Consider the following 18,874-nt stretch of genomic DNA (forward strand, 5'->3'; position numbering starts at 1 on the left):
GCATCACTTTGAGCCAAAAGTTGATGATAATTTCAAAACCGAAGATTAAACGGGTCTATTTGACCCGTATCCGGACTTTCAGTCCTTAATACTAACCCACCAGCTTTAGCTGGTGGTTGTTAAGTTTCGCTCTATTCATTCTCGCCACTCCCTGTAGTGCGGAGATATACAAATCAGTCGATGATGAGGGTAATGTCACTTACGGTGACCGGCCCACAGCCAACCAGGAGAGCCAGATTGTAAAGCCGCTACCCATTAGTACCTACTCCAGCACTTATCGTCCGCCAAATAAACAAACAGTTTCTAATCAAGAAAATAACAACAAAAAAACAAAAACCATAAACTACACTCAGCTGCTGATTACACAACCGCAAGATGACACCGCCCTCCGCAGCAACAGTGGCCAGGTAACGATTATAACCAAAACAACCCCGCCACTTGATACCAAGGCAGGGCATAAAATAGAGATCACTCTCGACGGAGAGCGCACGGCAACCAGCGATAATGGCATGGTAATACTTGAGGGCCTCAGTCGGGGCACCCACTCCTTAAGCGCAACCATCATTGATGAAAATGGCAAAGTGCTCGCCACCAGTGCCAACCAGACCTTCCACCTACTGCGCAGCTCAGCCCAGTAAGGCTCTGCACCACAAAGGTGCGTTAAACAGCTTGATGCGCTATCCTTAGCTGGCGTTACGGTATCACTGCAATAGAAATTTTCGTTGTCGTAACAAGTTAACCCATTGATTTGAAATAATATGCCACCACTTGAGAGGTCATGACCAGCATTTGGTTTGGATATTGCTGTAAGTAATATTATGAATGCCCTGCCCACACTCAATACCGAGCAACCACAGTTGATTTTAGAGAATCTCTCGGCGGCGGTGCTGCTGCTCAATCAAAAATATGAGCTGCTCTATATGAACCCAGCTTGTGAGGAGCTGCTTGCCCTGAGTGCCAGTAGACACTATGGGGAGTGCCTGAATCAATTTTTGCCCAATGCAAAGCATCTGATTGAGCTGACCCAAAACACGCGACTTAGTGGTCGCTCCTGCACAGAGCGGGAGATGCCACTCATTACCTCTGACTTGAATAATATTACCGTCGATTGCACGCTGACGCTTTTTAGTGACCCCGCAGCAAGCTCGTTAATCATCATTGAAATGCTCCCCATGGATCGTCACTTGCGTATTGCGCGGGATGAGCAGCTCAGCACTCAGTTCCAAGCCACTCGTGAGCTTTTGCGCGGCCTTGCACACGAGATAAAGAACCCACTGGGCGGTTTAAGGGGCGCAGCACAACTGCTTGAGCGCGAGCTGCCAAGCGATGAGCTAAAAGAGTATACCCAGGTTATTATTGATGAGGCGGATCGTTTGCGGAGCTTGGTTGATCGAATGCTTATCTCTAACCACCCCCCCCGAATGGAGATGGTCAATATTCATCAATTGGTTGAGCGTGTTTGCAGCTTGGTCACTATTGAAGCGAGTGGTATTAATATTATCCGCGACTATGACCCGAGCCTGCCTGAATTCCCAGCCGATGGTGATCTGCTGATTCAAGCCATACTGAATATTACGCGCAATGCAGCGCAAGCGCTGAGTGGCAAAGGCAATATCACCTTGCGTACCCGCCCTCTTCGACAGTTCACCATAAATCAGCAGCGCCACAAGCTGGTCATCTGCCTACAAATTATTGATGATGGTCCCGGCATCCCCCCCGAGATGCAAGAGGCGATTTTCTACCCTATGGTCAGTGGTCGCCCAGAGGGAACCGGGCTTGGCCTGACCATAGCGCAAACGATGGCAAGCCAGCACCACGGCCTGATCGAGTGCAGCAGCACACCAGGCAATACCGTATTCACGCTATTACTGCCGCTTAAAAGGCACAATAAGGAGCACTCATGACAGAGGGGCATATTTGGATTGTCGATGATGACCGGTCAATACGCTGGGTGCTTGAAAAAGCCCTCAAGCAGGCGGGCCACCAAACCACCAGCTTTGAAAAGGCCACCGGTGTCATGGCGAGCCTCGAACAGAGCCAGCCTGACGTGCTGATTACTGATATCCGTATGCCTGGCATGGATGGTTTGAGCCTGCTGGACAAGATTAATAGCCACTACCCCGAGCTACCGGTGATTGTCATCACAGCCCATTCCGATCTCGACAGTGCGGTATCTGCTTATAAGGGGGGGGCTTTCGAATATTTACCCAAACCCTTTGACATAGACGAAGCGACGGAGCTGGTTGAACGTGCCCTGCGCCACCGCCAGCCCCGTGTATCGGCAAGCACTGAAATAGTGGGTAATAGCCCCGAAATTATCGGTGAAGCCCCCTCTATGCAGGAGGTTTTCCGTGCTATTGGCCGCCTCTCTAACTCTAAAATGACGGTAATGATTAACGGTGAGTCGGGTACTGGAAAGGAGCTGGTTGCCCAGGCACTGCACCGGCACAGCCCGCGTACAAAGATGCCATTTATTGCGCTCAATACCGCCGCAATACCCAAAGATTTACTGGAGTCAGAGTTGTTTGGCCACGAGCGCGGGGCATTCACCGGCGCACAAAGCCAACGTAAAGGCCGCTTCGAACAAGCCGATGGCGGCACACTTTTTCTCGATGAGATTGGTGACATGCCGGCAGAGTTACAGACACGCCTACTCAGGGTGCTTGCAGATGGTGAGTTTTATCGCGTAGGTGGCCATACCCCCATCAAGGTCGATGTGCGAATTATTGCTGCAACCCATCAGCACCTTGAAAACCATGTGGCAAAAGGGCTGTTTCGTGAAGATCTTTTTCACCGCCTGAATGTCATCCGCATTCATATTCCATCGTTACGCGACCGCCGCGAAGATATTCCACTGCTGGCACAGCACTTTCTGCAAAGTGCTGCCAACGAGCTGGAAGTTGAACCTAAAATACTCGACAAAGCGGCCGCTAGCTTTATTACCCGGCTCGATTGGCCGGGCAATGTGCGGCAGATAGAGAACGCCTGTCGCTGGTTAACTGTGATGTCTCCCGGGCAGGTAATCACTGTTGAAGACCTACCGCCCGAACTGCGCGAAGAGAGCCTCTCAAAAAACAGCCATAATGAAGATTGGGAAAACGTACTGCGCCGTTGGGCTACTCATCAACTACAAGAAGGAAACAGTGCATTGCTGGACGAGGCAACACCCCGTTTTGAAAAGATAATGATTGAAACAGCGCTGACACACAGCGGTGGGCACCGACAAGATGCCGCCAAGTTACTCGGCTGGGGCCGCAATACGCTTACTCGAAAGATCAAAGAGTTGGGGCTGGAGTCATCCTAATTGGGTGGTTTTATATGGCCTCACGTCTCACGTCTCACGCCTCAGCTCAGCCCGCTAATTGAGACTCCCTAATCCCCCGATAGAAACCGTATGCTGCACAAGCTCTTGATTCCACAGCAAAACAAAAAATAGCCGCTGAACCTGCAGGTGCGACTAATATTTTTAGTTTCACTGTGAAGCCAATATCTTACACATCATCTCGCGTTTCTATCGGGGGGTTAGGGAGGTTACAATGCTATTGCCAAGCTGAAAAAACCTGCTATATTAGAATATTATTATATTGTAATATTCGGGAGTAAACTCATGATTACACATATCACACGCACCATGGCAGGTACATTTATTCTACTATCCCTGCTGTTAGGGGTAGAGAGTAGCCCAGTTTTTCAGCACCAGAACTGGTTGTGGCTGACGCTGTTTGTCGGTATAAACCTGTTTCAAAGTGGCCTCACTCACTGGTGTCTGATGGACAAAATTTTAGCAAAGATGGGTTTTTCTAAGTAATAAATGAAGATACTGAGAGCCATCCCAGCATCTCTTCTACTCATTCGAGCACTGCACCATTAGTCACTTCGAGGGTGCTGCCACCATTCGCAATGAAGCTGCCGATCTGGCCCTGCATTTCGCTAAAGACTTGTGCGGAGAGCGGGTCTTCGCTGCCAAGAGCATCATTGGGGGTGAGTAAGGAACTATGGTGGCCTGCATTGAAGCGGGTTATGGTTTGCAGGCTGACCGCACTGGATGTGGACGTGGTGACGGTAAGTCCCATGGCGCGCCATAGTGGGTCGGTGCCAGCGGTCGGTGAGGGTACGGTACCCGCTACATTCAGAACATCATTGGGAATTACCTGATCTGGTGGTGAGCTGTTCCCCCCGACCACCTCAATCATATGAATTCCATACCCTGTCAGCTGTGTATAATTTAGCGGGTCAGCTGAGTCGAGAACCATCTGGGTTGCCGCCATAAAACCTTCGTACTCACTACTGCCTTTGATTAAACCATTGGCGGCCAACCCGGCCGCGATGGTCGGCCCAAAGGTTGCGGAGCCATCAAGCAGCTTGGCGGTGCCGCCACCGGGCATGCCCAGCACTGCGGAGGTGATGCCTTCACCGACCATCAGGAAGGGGATGCCCACCATAGCCCCCAGTGAGTGGCCAATAAAAGCGACCTGTGAGGTGTCGATATCGCTTACTCCATCCTCATCATAATCCAGTTCAGCGAGTGAGCGCTGTAGGCTAAGAAGATCAGCCACCGCCTGGCGCATATTATCTCGGCTGGTAAGTGGGCTGCTCAGGTTTATAAAGTGGCTTCCAGAGCGGTCGATAAGGCCATCCGGCCCTGGTGCACGGGTTGTATTATTAACCAGGTCGAGGTTGAAGGTGCGCTCCAAGTTCTCATTATAAAATGCCGCTGTACCGTCCGTTTCACTATGGATTAAACCGTGCAGTGGCAGATCAATCGCTACTGCTGCATAACCTATTGAGGCTAGCGTATCAGCCACGCCAAGCAGCGAGGTTCGATTGGCAGTAATACCGTGTTGGAAAATGACCACCGGCCAACCAGCAGCCGGTTTATCACCATTGGGAATAGTCACCAGCAGCGGTACCGTTTGATCGCCCGTTGCAACTGGGGTTGGGTTGTATTGCGTTAGATGGCTGCCACCAACCCCTTGCCAATAACGTGTATTAGAGGCCAGCGGGTCGCCGGTTGACGGTGCTGTCAGATAATAAGGTAGGATCATGGTGCCCGCATAAATTGAGGCCGCGGCTAAGGGTGTATCTTGAGTGGTATCCGCGAGAAGTGTTGTGGGTATTTCTGCGAGATCAACGAGCTCTTTAACGCGCATGAGCACGTCAGATATTGACTGGGTGGTAAAGCACCAGCTAAGGATGATCTCATTTCGCAGTAGGTCACCTTCAAACTCCACGGCGGCCACCTCTGCCGCAGCTGTCAGCTGGCGCAGTGGCTCCAACGCCTGCGCTTTTTCGTCGTCCAGCGCACTAAACAGGCTGGTGCCGCTACTGTCTATCAGGGGCGTTGTGGCTTTGGCAAAACTGTAGACCATATCCGCTTTTAGCGGCTGGCCATTTTCATCCGAAATTTGGTTGGTTAGCACCACCAGATAACTTGTTTTTTCAGAGAGTGCCGCTAACGGGGTAATCATCAGCTGGGTTTTGTTGCTATCAACACTCACCATAAATTCGCTGTTAGATAATTTACGAGTGATTGAGGTGACCGCCCCCGCAGTACCTGAAAGTGTCACCTCAAACAGTCTCACGGTATTGGCAGCAATCAGTGTTGTCTCATCAACGGCATGACTAAAGCGAGTGGTAAGGGGGCTCATTGTAGAGAAACCGTCTAAGGTATTCAGTGCCTCTTTGACCACAGCATCACTGTTGCTGCTGTCAAAAGGGATATTCAAAGTGCCATCCAGCGTACCTTTGAAGAGCAGATTATTGGGATAGGGGATGATGCTTTCAGCGGGATTGAAGAGTGCATAACTCGATAGCGAAGCGGAAGAGGTATCAATGTTATCTTGCAGGGTGGTATCACCCTCGTTACAACCACTGAGTAGTAGGCTACCAAAAATTAGTGTCGCCAGATTTAGTTTTTTCATCTTGATGCCTCCGCCTAAAATGACCAGTTGAGTTGCGCACTTAAGATATTTACCGTGGCCTCATACTCACCGCTCAGGGTGTGGTTGATGGTTGATACACTGCTTTCGAAGCTGTGGTCTGAGCCACTATCGTCTACAAACAGGTGGGCGTAACCCACATCAACACTCAAATGGTTATCAATCTGGTAACCGAAACCAAAAGCCAGCCAGAGGCGGTCACTGCCCGGTATGCGAGGGGTGCGGTGTATATCGTCGGGTATCGGGGTTTCATCGTATGCGATGCCACTGCGCAACAGCAACCCACTGTTAAGCTGGTAGTTAAGCCCTACGGCATAGCGGCTGCTGTCTTGCCAGTTTTCGGTGGTGACTGAGTCAGCTTGAGCGGAATCGTATTTAATACGCAGCTCTTGAAAGCGGCTCCAGCGAGTATAGCTCCAGTCAAAAAGAAGGGTGAATCGGTCTATTTGATGGGTAAAACTAAGTGAGGTACTTTCGGGTAGTGTGACGGTACTGCTTAAACCTGTATCGACAAAGCTCCCCCCTGCGGTAAGAAATGCCATATTACTGGGCACAGTAAAATCGGCATCACCCCTAACATTATGTGTGATTTTGGAGCGGTAGGAGAAGCCCACACGTGTTTTAGGCTGGAGTTTGTAGAGCAGGCCAAAGTTATAACCCCAGTTAAAACCATCCGCTTCCAGCTCAGCAAAGCCATCTCGCTGCTGGGGGTGGTCGGCATCTTGCGCGGCACACGTAGCTGCCGGCAGGGTGCCTGAGCAAATTGAGCCAAAATCAATCGCATTGCTCAGTTCGATATGAATATATTGACCATTGATGCCAGCGCCAAGAGAGAGTCTATCATCTATTTTCCACGCTAGGCTTGGGTTGAAATTAACACTCATTACCTTTGATTTCACTGCGTGGTAACGGCCTACCCAGTCATCATTGTAGGAGGTCTCCATGCCGTATGGCACGTTAATGCCAAAGCCAAACATCACCTTGTCATCCAACCTTTTGCTGTAGTAAAGGTTGGGGATGATGCCGTCGACTCCCTGCCCACGGCTGTCACTCCCCAGCAGAGGGTCGCCACTCGCGGTGGTGGAGCCACTGTTGGTGAAATCGCCCCGGGGGCGCACCCAATGAATAGCGCCACTTATCTGCTCATCCCCCAGCTCTGTCATGCCCGCAGGGTTAAAGTAGATGGTGGAACCATCTTCAGCAATCGCCGCTGCACCCGCGTAGGCGTTGCCCATACCGCTGGCAGAGTGCTCTATTAGGGCAAAGCCAGCACTGTGGGCGGCCATACTGGAAAGCAGCAACCCGCTGTAGAGTGGCAGTGTAAGTAGTAACGATCGGCTCATATTTTCTCCTTGCGATAGCCGGGGTGGCTTCTGGTGGTCTGGGGTATCAACGGCAACATAAGTCAGCTTAATGCCCTTGATAGAGCTGTTCAATCTGCTCAGTAAATTTCGTTATCACTTTTTCTCGCTTTATCTTAAGTGTGGGTGTGAGTAGATCATTTTCGATACTCCACGGCTCCAGGCTTATATGTATCCGCCGAATTTGTGCGTAACCCGGGAAGTTAGATAATCTCTGGTTGAGGCGGGCTAAACAGTGGCGGTGTAACTGCTTATCCATCAGCACCTCTGGGGCTTTGGGGTCAAGACCCAGCTGCCCCGCGAGGTATTGCCAGGCATCATGTTCTAATACCAATAGCGCGCTGAGGTAGGGCTTTCCTTCGCCAATCACAACCGTTTGAGAGAAGAGTGGTTCAAGCGTTATTGCACCTTCCATATTGCCCGGTGGCACCTTTTCACCATTTGCCAATACCAGAATCTCTTTAATACGCCCGGTAAGGTAGAGGTGGCCATTATCATCAATAGTGGCTTTGTCGCCGGTGCGTAACCAGCCATCTTCGGTAAAGGTCTCTTTATTGGCTTGCTCATCTCTCCAGTAGCCCGCCATAACGCTGGGGCTGCGGGTTTGCAGCTCATCATTTTCACCGATGCGCACCTCCACGCCCGCAAGGGCCAGGCCAATGCTGTCGGGAATGTTGTCGTCAGGCCGGTTAACCGAAATGACCGGACTTGACTCTGTTAAACCATAACCTTGGTAGAGCGGTGTGCCTAGGCTGATAAAAAGCTGCGCAACATCCCTGTTTAAAGGTGCGCCACCACAAATGGCATAACGAAGTCGACCGCCCAGCTTGGCAAGAATCTTACTGGCTACCAGCGACTGCAATAGTGGCCAAAGCAGTAGTTTGGGTGACCACTTTTTTCGCCCCTGGCGATGCTCAAAATAGTCCCAGCCAACCTGTTTAGTGAGTTTGAAGAGAGTGCGCATCAAACGGCTTTTCTTCTCAACGCCACTGTTTATTTTTTGGTAAACGCGCTCATAAATGCGCGGCACAGATATGATGACCGTTGGCTTAATCATCAAAAAATCATCTGCTAGTTGCTGATTAGAACGGGAATAGACCACTTCAGCACCGGCCATCATCGGCATTAGATAGCCATCTGTGCGCTCAAGCATATGTGAAAGTGGCAAAAAGGAGAGAAACCGGTCGCTGGAGCTAATATCACCGCACGAGAGTGCAGCCCATGCATTGTGAATAATATTTTGATGGCTGAGCATCACCCCTTTAGGCCGCCCCGTGGTACCGGAAGTGTAGACAATGGTGGCCAGTGTATCGGCGGCGACAGGTGTGGTAATCAGCTCGCCGCTACGGCCAAACAACCAACTGACCAGTGACTTCAGGCGCGTATCATCGGGGTTATCCTCCTCATTGATTCGTTGCACACTGATAATGCGTTGCAGCGAGGGGAGTGGTTGCTTGATGATCTGAAAGGGTGCCCAGTGGCGGCGGTCTTGTACCAGTAGCAGCTTCGCCTCTGTCTGCTCCAGTATGTAGGCAACATTGTCGGGGCGATCATCTGCAAAAATAGGTACGGTGATGAGTCCAAGCCCCAGTGCGGCCTGGTCAAATACGATCCAGTTACGGCAATTTTTCAACATAATGGCCACCCGGTCGCCCGGTTGCAACCCTTCTGATTGAAGCGCCTCCTGCCAGTGACCCACCTCAATGGCCATCTGCTGCCAGCTGCTTTTTTGCCACGATTGGCTCGCTACATCGTATTGCTGATAGGCTATTTTTTCCGGATTCATCTCCACCCGCAGACGAAAAAGCTCTGAGATGGTGGGTGCGTGGTCGGGAGGGATAGTCACCGTTTCCATAAGAAAACTCCAACAGTTAAGCGGGGGTGTTATCAATACACCGAGGGTTAATTTTCATTACCTGACAGGTTTAACCATGTTGCTGAACACGAGCCACATAGCTCATGATGAACTCCATAATCTCCAGGCGATTGTAAGCTTGTTGCAGTGAATCCCCCCACACGGTCAAGCCATGCTGGCGAATCATCAACGCAGAAATATCAGGTGATTGTTGCATAAAACTCTGCTCGATTTCAGTAGCAATCCGGGTAACCTCTAACCGGTTATCAAACAGCGGCAATCTTACCTCAGGTGATTGCAACCAGACCCCCATGCCTTTAATCATCTCCAGTGGGGGTAGTTGCAGTGATGGCTCATGACACCCCTGTGTTGCAATGCAAGCATCTACGGTATGTACATGCAGGCAGCAGCACGCCTCTGGAAACAGCCGGTAAATTACCTGGTGAATAGCCACTTCGGCGGAAGGCTTGTCGTCGCTCGATGTAGATTCGATCACTTGGCCATTGGTCATCGCAAGCCGCAAAAAATCATCTTCCGCCAGCGCACCTTTGGGTTTTCCACTTGCCGTTATCCAAAAACTATCGGCTTGCTTATTGTCACGGGCGCTCAAGTTGCCCGCTGTGCCCGCCATCCAGCCACGGCTGTGAAATATTTTACCCATTTTCGCCAACGCATCACGCGTTTCAAATTGATCAAATAGGGTCGCCATGCGCCGGTTATGACCTTGAGCTGTTTCTGTGGCGAGAGTGTTCTGGCTTACCACCCACCGGTTTACGTGGCGGCCTGCGCTCTATTTTTATCGCCGGTTTTGGTGTGATCAAAAGTTCTGAATCGATCGCAGTGTAGGGGATCTTGTGGCCAATAAAGGCTTCAATGTCTGGCTGATAAAAAGAGTAATTTTCGCACGCCATACTGATGGCAACACCCGAAGCACCCGCACGGGCGGTTCGGCCAATACGGTGTACATAGTCTTCGCAATCTTGTGGCAGATCAAAATTTATAACATGGGTTATATTGGGAATGTGCAGCCCCCGTGCAGCCACATCCGTTGCCACTAGAAAAGGCAACTCTCCAGTGGTGAATTGCGCGAGTAGCTGTTGGCGTTTTTTCTGTGGAACATCCCCCGAAAGGATCGCCGCCTTATACCCATTGCCCAGCAAATAGGCATAAATTTTCTCTGTGACACGCTTGGTATTGCTGAAAATAATGCACTGCGTAGGTTGGTAGCGTTTTAAAACCCCTAGCAACAGAGGTATTTTTTCATCATTGGCAGGGAAAAATATCATCTCCTCGACCTGCTTTGCGGTTACCTGCTCTGCCTCGATGGCAACATGCTGTGGGTTATTCATATGCTCGTAAGCAAGCTCAGTAACACGCAGTGGCATCGTCGCTGAAAAGAGCATGCTGAGTCGCTTTTCGGGTCGTGGGCAGCGGCGCAATAGAAAGCGTATATCTTTAATAAAGCCGAGATCAAACATTCGGTCAGCCTCATCCAACACTACCGCCTGTATCATGCGCAGATCAAATACATGCTGTTTGAAGTAATCAATGGTGCGCCCGGGTGTACCAATGAGAATATCGACTCCACTCTGTACCTGTTCCCGCTGGCTCTGATAGCCAGTGCCGCCGTAAATGGCGTGACAAGTTATGTCGGCATGTCTGGCTAACGCAACAGCATCTTTATGAATCTGGATGACCAGCTCACGGGTGGGTGCAAGAATCAAAACCCCGGGTTGATTCTTGCGGCGCTCGCCACACACCGGCGCTGTTAACAGTCGGTTCATCACCGACAGCAGAAAGGCTGCCGTTTTCCCGGTGCCTGTTTGCGCCTGCCCCATTACATCTTGGCCAGCCAAGGTGAGCGGCAAGGTGGTCGCCTGGATTGGTGTACAATAATCAAAGCCCTCTTCTGCGGCTGCTTGCATTAACGGCACAGCTAAAGGCAATGAATTCAACGGGGTATCGCTTAAGTGATTCTCGCTCATCAGATAAGAATAACAGAGTTCGATGAAATTGGGCTTGAAATAATGGCGATAATGGGCTTAGATGTTTACCTAAGTGGCGCGATTTAAAATGCGCCATACAAGACCAAATTAAAAATAACGGGAGATCGCTAAGTGAGTGAACATATCGTTCATGTGACTGATGATAATTTTGACGCTGAAGTAATTAACAGTGAAGGCCCTGTGCTGGTTGACTACTGGGCTGAGTGGTGCGGTCCCTGCAAAATGATTGCGCCGATTCTCGATGAAATTGCAGGCAGTTACACGGGTAAAATCAAAATTACCAAACTCAATATTGATGACAACCCAAATACTCCACCTAAATATGGTATCCGTGGCATTCCCACCTTAATGATATTCAAAGGTGGCAATGTTGAGGCAACAAAGGTTGGCGCACTTTCCAAGTCACAACTGACCGCCTTTATCGACAGCAATATTTGAATGTAACTCTATTACCTGCGCGTCCTGTATTAGTTTTTCTGGACGTGCGGGTTTTATCGTGCTAGCTTAACCAAAGTTTATCAATCTAGAAAGTTACCTCCCGCTTCTCCCATTTGGTCATGCCGACCATCCCACATACAAGCATACTCCGCAGACATATATGAATCTAACTGAACTCAAAAACACACCGGTCACAGAGCTGGTTAAACTGGCCCAATCCATGGGTATCGATGGCACAGGACGTGCTCGAAAACAGGAGCTGGTCTTTTCAATCCTCAAAGCTCACGCTAAAAGCGGTGAAGATATCCACGGCGATGGGGCGCTAGAAATTTTACAGGATGGTTTTGGCTTCCTGCGTTCTGCCAATGGTTCTTACTTAGCAGGCCCGGATGATATATACGTTTCACCCAGTCAGATTCGGCGCTTCAATTTGCGTACAGGGGATACGGTTTCGGGCAAGATTCGCCCACCGAAAGATGGGGAGCGTTACTTCGCACTACTCAAGGTCAACCAAATCAACTTTGAGTCGCCCGATGTCGCTAAAAATAAAGTAGTCTTTGAGAACTTGACTCCACTGCATGCAGAAGAGCGCCTCAAGTTGGAAGCGGGTAACGGCAGCACAGAAGACATTACTGCCCGGGTAATTGACCTTGCATCACCGATCGGCAAAGGACAGCGTGGACTCATTGTCTCACCACCTAAGTCGGGTAAAACCATGATGTTGCAAAACATCGCCCAATCCATTGCCCACAACCACCCAGAGTGTTACCTGATCGTCCTACTGATCGATGAGCGCCCTGAGGAGGTGACCGAGATGGAACGCTCTGTTCGTGGAGAGGTTATCTCATCCACTTTTGATGAGCCTGCCACACGTCATGTGCAAGTCGCTGAAATGGTCATCGAAAAAGCCAAGCGCTTGGTTGAACATAAAAAAGATGTTGTGATTCTTCTCGACTCAATTACGCGTCTGGCTCGCGCTTATAATACCGTGATCCCTTCATCAGGCAAGGTGCTCACCGGGGGTGTCGATGCCAATGCCCTGCACCGTCCCAAGCGCTTCTTTGGTGCTGCACGTAATATTGAAGAGGGTGGCTCACTCACCATCATCGCTACCGCACTGGTTGAGACCGGCTCCCGCATGGATGATGTGATCTACGAAGAGTTTAAAGGCACCGGTAACATGGAAGTGCACTTGAGCCGCAACATTGCTGAAAAACGCATCTATCCAGCGATTAATATTAATCGCTCAGGCACGCGCCGTGAAGAGAAGCTTACCGATCCTGAAGAGTTACAGAAGATGTGGATACTGCGTAAATTGCTCCACTCGATGGATGAAATTGTAGCCATGGAATTTCTTATCGACAAGATGAAAGAGACCAAAAACAACGATGCTTTTTTCGACTCCATGAAGCGCCCATAACGGCCACTCTTTTAAGCTTGCAACGCCTGGCCCGGTGAGATGAAGTGGTAAAAGCCTTCAGCTTTTAATCACTAGTTTACTGGGCAGTGTTGTGGCACTTTTCACACACAAACAGAGAAAAAGCGACTCTGTCGTGACAGCGTCCGCAATACTCACCTCTTAGTATCTTCCCCATTGTAATAGGGTTACCATTTTTAACCGGTTCAAAAATTTTGCTATGACAGTTATCACACGATAGCCACTTGGTGTGCGTCAGGTGAGGAAATGTCACAAAGGGCATACCTGCCGTTTGCTCCATCAACACATCCAGGTCCAGCAGCTCCATCACTTCACTGCCATCAACATTTGCTCGCGGGGCAATCAGCCCGGCTTCCAGAGTCTTTACCCAGTCGATCTCGTGGCGGCGGTTGGTTGGAAAGTTGGACAGCGCCTCGGTTGGGTTTTGTAATATTCCAATGGCGTCATTCTCTGCCGCGTAGATGCCACTATCTACCAGTGCTTTTATCTTTTCGGGGGTAACAATCCGCAGCGATTTGTTGAGCTGATTGATGCTGCTCGGTTTATCGAGTGCTTTTTTTTCGGGCGCAGCATCGACAGTCACCTCAATCACAGTGCCCGCTGTTGAATTGGCCAACACGAGCCCCCCACTGCTGGTATAACCCAACAGACAGAGCAGGGCGCTCATTGTCATAGCCCGAGTTAAAACGTTGCTTCTAATCATACCGCCTCCCTATTTCTGTCAATTATCGGCAATGCCCCTTGATTATCAAGTATTTGCACTATTATCCCAACGAATGGCCGCTTCTGGGTGATATAATCGCGGTAAAATACAGATGATAGTGAAGCTATGGCCCATATTCTAGGGGTAGGTATTGCCACCCTCGATATTATTAACTATGTTGACGGATATCCAGCAGAAGATAGCGAAGTTAGAGCGAGCGCGCAAAAAATATCCCGAGGCGGCAATGTTAGCAATAGTCTTGCGATACTCCGCCAGCTAGGGGCGCAGTGTGACTGGTGCGGCGTCTTGGCTGATGACTCCGGCAGCCAGATTATTCGCCAAGCGCTGGCGCGTGATGACATAGCGCTCTGCCACTGTCAGGTAGAGAGGGGTGGCACCACACCAACCTCATACATTATACTGAATAGGCTAAATGGCAGCCGCACTATTGTTCACTACCGTGACTTACCAGAACTCAGCTTTAACCACTTCGTTCGATGCGATTTAAGCCGCTACCAGTGGGTACACTTTGAAGGGCGCGCAATTGATCAAACCAATCAGATGCTTCGACATCTAAAACAGCAGCAACCGCAACTCCCCTGTTCACTGGAGATAGAAAAGCCGAGAGAGGGTATCGAAGCACTCTTTCCTTACGCTGACCTACTGCTCTTTTCACGTCATTATGCTGAAGAGAGTGGCCACAAAAGTGCTGAGTCTTTATTGAAAGCAGTGCAGCCGCTGGCACCTTGCGCGCAGCTGGTTTGTGCTTGGGGTGATGATGGCGCTTATGCCGTTGAGCCAAAGGGAGAGGTGCTTCATGCCCCCGCCTTTGTGCAGAGCCGCATTGTCGATAGCCTGGGGGCGGGCGATACCTTTAATGCCGGCATGATTCACAACGGCTTGGCAGGCCATTCGCTCGCCGTGGCTCTGCACCACAGCAACCGCTTAGCCGGGCTAAAATGCAGTCAACAGGGTTACGCTGGTCTGGCAGCGCGGTACCAAAAATTGGATGGGCAACCTTAGATGAATATGAACGCTTCAAATAATAAATTTGACTGCATTGTCATTGGTGGTGGCCTTATTGGGTTACTAAGTGCTTACTTTATTGCCAGGCAAGGCCGCCGGGTTGCACTACTTGAGCAAGCATCACTGGGTCGTGAATCCTCTTGGGCTGGTGGTGGCATACTTTCACCACTCTACCCTTGGCGTTACCCCGATGCGGTCACTGAGCTGGTTAACTGGAGCCGCCAACATTGGGGCGAGCTCATTACTCAATTACAACGCGAAAGTGACACAGACCCTCAATTAATCAACAGTGGCTTGTTGATTCTTGATCAAGAGGAGCAGATAGAGGCGGTCGAGTGGGCTAAGCGCTTTAATGTTGCACTGCAACCGGTCAGTGCAGAGCAACTTAAAGTACTGGAGCCAAACCTTGGCCCATCACCCAGTCAGTCACTGTGGATGCCCGATGTTGGGCAGGTTCGCAACCCTCGATTAATCAGTAGCCTCTACCAGGCGGCACTGAAAGTGGGTGTTACGGTACTCGAAAACCATCCAGTCAAGCAGTTTTTAATCGAGCAAGGCCAGGTAATGGGTGTCTCCAGCCAGCAAAACTTTTACGCTCCCCAAGTAGTTGTTGCAGCGGGCGCATGGTCTAGTGAGCTGCTTAAAACTATTGATTACCACCTTGAAGTAGCGCCGGTACGGGGGCAGATGATTCAATTTCAAACACCCCCAGGCCTTATTAAACGTATCACCCTCTATCGTGGAAGGTATATTATTCCACGCCGTGATGGGCGAGTGCTGGCGGGCAGTACCCTGGAGCATGCCGGTTTTGACAAAAGCACCAACCAACAGACGAAAGATGAGCTAGCAGCCGCTGCAATTGAGATCTCCCCCGCACTCGCCGAGCATGAGGTGGTTCACCATTGGGCCGGGCTACGCCCAGGAAGCCCGGAGGGGATTCCCACCATTGGCGAATTAAAAACCATTAAGGGCCTCTACATCAATAGTGGCCACTTTCGTAATGGTGTGGCCATTAGTCTTGCATCCTGCCGACTATTATCTGATTTGATTACGGGGGTCCCCCCGATCATTAACCCGCGCTGTTACGCGCCCTAATCGTTTTCGGACAGAGCTTGCCACAGCACAACACCCTGTCTATGATGGTTACTCTTGTTTTATTGTGTTTTTAAATAAGGTTATTGCCATGGAAATGCTGAAATCTATTAATGAAATCTGCGAATTACTGGTGAAATATAACATTGGCCCCACTCAGCAGCGTATTTGCATCGCACAGGTGCTCTGTAGCCAGCCGCGCCATCTATCAGCCGAACAGGTATTGGAAGAGGTGAACCGCAAGAGGATCCAGGTTTCCAAGGCAACTATCTACAACACACTTAACCTGTTTGTGAGTACGGGCTTGATACGCGAAGTGATCGTTGATCCCAGCAAGGTTTTCTACGACTCTACCACCACGCCCCATTTCCATTTTTATAATGAAGAGAGTGGTGAAATATCGGATATTAAGAGAGGTGATCTGGTACTAAAAGCTAGCCCAATAATGCCCGAGGGCATGGAGTTGGCCGGTATCGATATCGTGGTTCGCATTCGTGACGCTACTTAAGGAGCTGCTGAATAAGTCATGACCCTCATGCAGAGTGATATGCTTATCGCTTGATCAGCCAGCTTTTCGGCGTTCATCAGAGCGACGCTCAGCCCCGCTCCAACTCTGCTCTCTCCAGTCAATGGCACGACGTTCATTCATGTAGCTACGACTGCGATACTCCCTTACATCCAGTGGATTCCCTCCGAAAAACTGCTGATCGAGCAGTTCAATGCTCTCACTTGCAATCGCTGACGGCTCTATATGTGCAATAGCATAACGATAAATATCACCATCAACGGTCTTGTCGATAACGTTGAAACTCAGGTAATCCGGTGATCTCATCCAGAACTTAAAAGCTGATCTACGTTTTTTGAATATCTCTTTTATAAATTGATGCAATTCATAACTGCTCCGTGTTTTAGGAATGTTACCAATAAAAATTTGCATAATATAATCCCAATCCCTCGCCGTGGTTTAGCTGCCGTTTCTGTAACTACTCAGCGTATTCTTCTGTTACCCCAACGCTTGGTTATTTTCGCACTCAACCGGTCACATACGCCCTATATGCTCTCTCTTTGTGTGCGAAAGTACGCTGAATAGTCACCTGCTTCCTTTGTATTGAGCTGACAATAGAGCATATTTTTTGCTTGATTGACAAAAAAACTGCATCTCCTTCTCTGACAAAGGGCGTACTTTTTTAGCCGGACTTCCCATCCACAAGTAGCCCCCTTCCAGCTCTTTTCCGGGGGGTACTAAACTCCCTGCTGCCAGCAGGGTATTTTTTCTGAGTATAGCACCATCCAGAATGGTTGCCCCCATACCGACCAAACAAGCATCCTCAATGGTGCAAGCGTGCAAAATCGCCCCGTGTCCCACGGTAACATCATTACCAATGATCAGTGGAAAACCCTTGGGATGATCGTCACTGGTTGCGGTGACATGCAGTACCGAACCATCCTGAATATTTGTACAACTACCGATGCGGATGTAGTTGACATCCCCTCGAATCACCGTACCTGGCCAGACAGAACTCTGTTCGCCGATATGCAGATCACCAATCACCACCGCAGCTTCATCCACATAGGCGCTGTCAGCAACGGTCGGGGTAATATTTTTAAAGGAGCGAATTGTCATTACAGTGTTACCTCATGGTTACCAACTCTTCTGCACTACTGGGGTGAATCGCTACGGTATTGTCAAAATCAGCTTTTGTGGCACCCATTTTTAGTGCTACTGCAAAGCCTTGCAACATCTCATCACAGCCCGGCCCAATCATATGAATGCCCACTATTTTCTCTTGTGGACCAACGCAGATTAACTTCATTGCGGTCGCGACCTTATGCTGGGTAAATGCGTGGGACATTGGGGTAAAACGCGTTTGATAAACTTTCATCGCCTCGCCATGCTCCAGACGCGCCTGCTCTTCGGTTAAACCAACGGTACCAATGGGCGGGTGGCTGAACATCACGGTGGGGATATTTTCATAATCAAGGCGGCACTCTGTTTGATTGTCAAACAATCGATTCGCCAGACGACGACCCGCCGCTACTGCCACTGGCGTTAACTGCGCACGACCCGTAATATCACCAATAGCGTAGAGTCCCTCCACATTGGTATTTTGATAAGCGTCGGTGTTGATTACGCCGCTGCTCTGCTGTTCAATGCCGGTTACCTCAAGGTTAATGTGGTCAGTGTTGGGTGTCCGGCCAACAGCCCAGATCAGGCAATCAATACCCGCCAGGCTGATGCCATCCGTGCTGTGTAGTGTCAGCGTGCCATCCGCCTGCTGACAGACCTCTTCAGTTGAAAAGCGAGGGATGATATTTACACCATCATTCACCATCTGCTCCATCAGGGTTTCACGCAACATCGCATCAAAGTTACCGAGGAAATGTTCGCGACGTAAAATTAGTGATACTTCACTCCCCAGGGCATTAATCAACCCCGCCAGCTCGACAGCAATATAACCGGCCCCCACTATGGCGACCCGCTTAGGCTGTTCGGTCAGGGCAAAAAAGCCATCTGAGGTAATGCCATGCTCCGCACCTGGAACGGTGGGCACAGTAGGTCGTCCACCGGTTGAAATCACGATATGATCAGCCGTATAGTGCTCGCCAGCAATTTCCAGCGTACTCTTATCCACAAAGCGGGCATGGCCAGAGATATGCTGCACATTAGAGTCTTTTAAATAGCCATCATACCAATCGGTAATGCCCTTGACATAGCCTTCACGCGCTTTGATCAGCGCTCCCCAGTTGAAACCTTTTTGTTCAATAGAGAAGCCATAATCAGCCGCATTGCTCAAGCTGTGTGCCATATCAGCCGCATACCACATCACTTTTTTGGGTACGCATCCGACATTGACGCAAGTGCCCCCCAGCATGTCCGACTCTACAATGGCGCACTGAGCTCCATAGCTGGCCGCACGTTCAGCAACGGAGAGCCCTCCACTACCCCCGCCAATAGCGATCAAATCAAAATGCTTGCTCATGGTGACTCCTTATCGAGATACATCCTCCCACCCTT

The 18,874-nt window shown here is 50.0% G+C and carries 18 protein-coding genes; 9 read left to right on the forward strand and 9 right to left on the reverse strand.

Translation table 11 applies throughout. The annotated features are described in order from the left end of the window. Nucleotides 1-116: 116 nt before the first annotated feature. The 4 genes from L3J94_01870 to L3J94_01885 all read left to right on the forward strand — a co-directional run bounded on the left by L3J94_01870 (nt 117) and on the right by L3J94_01885 (nt 3,808). A complete protein-coding gene (locus L3J94_01870) occupies nt 117-638 on the forward strand; it encodes a DUF4124 domain-containing protein (GenBank protein MCF6217504.1) in 522 nt (173 codons plus the stop codon). Nucleotides 639-818: 180 nt separating this feature from the next. Next, complete coding sequence (glnL, locus tag L3J94_01875) at nt 819-1,904, forward strand: nitrogen regulation protein NR(II) (protein MCF6217505.1); 1,086 nt, start codon at nt 819-821, stop codon at nt 1,902-1,904. Then, a complete protein-coding gene (ntrC, locus tag L3J94_01880) occupies nt 1,901-3,304 on the forward strand; it encodes a nitrogen regulation protein NR(I) (protein ID MCF6217506.1) in 1,404 nt (467 codons plus the stop codon). Before glnL ends, ntrC begins: the two co-directional genes overlap by 4 nt. A gap of 303 nt (nt 3,305-3,607) precedes the next feature. After that, a complete protein-coding gene (locus tag L3J94_01885) occupies nt 3,608-3,808 on the forward strand; it encodes a DUF2892 domain-containing protein (protein ID MCF6217507.1) in 201 nt (66 codons plus the stop codon). 40 nt (nt 3,809-3,848) lie between these two features. Here the strand turns inward: L3J94_01885 and L3J94_01890 are convergent, their stop codons facing one another. The 5 genes from L3J94_01890 to L3J94_01910 form a co-directional block, all read right to left on the reverse strand. Beyond that, nucleotides 3,849-5,921 (reverse strand): Ig-like domain-containing protein, encoded by a 2,073-nt coding sequence (locus tag L3J94_01890; protein MCF6217508.1) that lies wholly within the window; start codon nt 5,919-5,921, stop codon nt 3,849-3,851. Between the two features lie 14 nt (nt 5,922-5,935). Further along, the gene (locus L3J94_01895) at nt 5,936-7,282 is read right to left on the reverse strand and encodes an outer membrane protein transport protein (protein MCF6217509.1); all 1,347 of its coding nucleotides are present in this window, start codon (nt 7,280-7,282) and stop codon (nt 5,936-5,938) included. Between the two features lie 67 nt (nt 7,283-7,349). After that, nucleotides 7,350-9,155, reverse strand: coding sequence for a long-chain fatty acid--CoA ligase (locus tag L3J94_01900; protein MCF6217510.1), 1,806 nt, complete (start codon nt 9,153-9,155; stop codon nt 7,350-7,352). Between the two features lie 70 nt (nt 9,156-9,225). Then, the gene (gene mtnB / locus L3J94_01905) at nt 9,226-9,864 is read right to left on the reverse strand and encodes a methylthioribulose 1-phosphate dehydratase (protein ID MCF6217511.1); all 639 of its coding nucleotides are present in this window, start codon (nt 9,862-9,864) and stop codon (nt 9,226-9,228) included. A 7-nt stretch (nt 9,865-9,871) separates the two neighbouring features. Continuing rightward, on the reverse strand, nt 9,872-11,080 hold the full coding sequence (locus L3J94_01910; protein ID MCF6217512.1) for a DEAD/DEAH box helicase: 1,209 nt from the start codon (nt 11,078-11,080) through the stop codon (nt 9,872-9,874). Between the two features lie 192 nt (nt 11,081-11,272). Here L3J94_01910 and trxA point away from each other — a divergent pair, with 192 nt between their 5' ends. Both trxA and rho read left to right on the forward strand, forming a co-directional pair. Further along, the gene (gene trxA, locus L3J94_01915; protein ID MCF6217513.1) at nt 11,273-11,599 is read left to right on the forward strand and encodes a thioredoxin TrxA; all 327 of its coding nucleotides are present in this window, start codon (nt 11,273-11,275) and stop codon (nt 11,597-11,599) included. A 160-nt stretch (nt 11,600-11,759) separates the two neighbouring features. Beyond that, nucleotides 11,760-13,019, forward strand: coding sequence for a transcription termination factor Rho (gene rho, locus L3J94_01920; GenBank protein MCF6217514.1), 1,260 nt, complete (start codon nt 11,760-11,762; stop codon nt 13,017-13,019). Between the two features lie 76 nt (nt 13,020-13,095). On the opposite strand, the gene L3J94_01925 is transcribed toward rho, so the two are convergent. Further along, nucleotides 13,096-13,740 (reverse strand): hypothetical protein, encoded by a 645-nt coding sequence (locus L3J94_01925; GenBank protein MCF6217515.1) that lies wholly within the window; start codon nt 13,738-13,740, stop codon nt 13,096-13,098. 126 nt (nt 13,741-13,866) lie between these two features. Here L3J94_01925 and L3J94_01930 point away from each other — a divergent pair, with 126 nt between their 5' ends. From L3J94_01930 to L3J94_01940, 3 genes are all read left to right on the forward strand, one after another. Continuing rightward, the gene (locus L3J94_01930) at nt 13,867-14,763 is read left to right on the forward strand and encodes a PfkB family carbohydrate kinase (protein MCF6217516.1); all 897 of its coding nucleotides are present in this window, start codon (nt 13,867-13,869) and stop codon (nt 14,761-14,763) included. Beyond that, nucleotides 14,764-15,861, forward strand: coding sequence for a glycine oxidase ThiO (thiO, locus tag L3J94_01935; protein ID MCF6217517.1), 1,098 nt, complete (start codon nt 14,764-14,766; stop codon nt 15,859-15,861). Nucleotides 15,862-15,949: 88 nt separating this feature from the next. Beyond that, nucleotides 15,950-16,366 (forward strand): transcriptional repressor, encoded by a 417-nt coding sequence (locus L3J94_01940; GenBank protein ID MCF6217518.1) that lies wholly within the window; start codon nt 15,950-15,952, stop codon nt 16,364-16,366. 54 nt (nt 16,367-16,420) lie between these two features. Here the strand turns inward: L3J94_01940 and L3J94_01945 are convergent, their stop codons facing one another. The 3 genes from L3J94_01945 to gorA all read right to left on the reverse strand — a co-directional run bounded on the left by L3J94_01945 (nt 16,421) and on the right by gorA (nt 18,839). Then, a complete protein-coding gene (locus L3J94_01945; protein MCF6217519.1) occupies nt 16,421-16,795 on the reverse strand; it encodes a hypothetical protein in 375 nt (124 codons plus the stop codon). Between the two features lie 153 nt (nt 16,796-16,948). Beyond that, nucleotides 16,949-17,482 (reverse strand): gamma carbonic anhydrase family protein, encoded by a 534-nt coding sequence (locus L3J94_01950; protein ID MCF6217520.1) that lies wholly within the window; start codon nt 17,480-17,482, stop codon nt 16,949-16,951. Between the two features lie 7 nt (nt 17,483-17,489). Continuing rightward, a complete protein-coding gene (gorA, locus tag L3J94_01955; GenBank protein MCF6217521.1) occupies nt 17,490-18,839 on the reverse strand; it encodes a glutathione-disulfide reductase in 1,350 nt (449 codons plus the stop codon). Nucleotides 18,840-18,874 lie beyond the last annotated feature (35 nt).

The sequence above is a fragment of the Gammaproteobacteria bacterium genome (assembly GCA_021647245.1).
In the GTDB taxonomy this organism is placed as follows: domain Bacteria; phylum Pseudomonadota; class Gammaproteobacteria; order RBG-16-57-12; family RBG-16-57-12; genus JAFLJP01.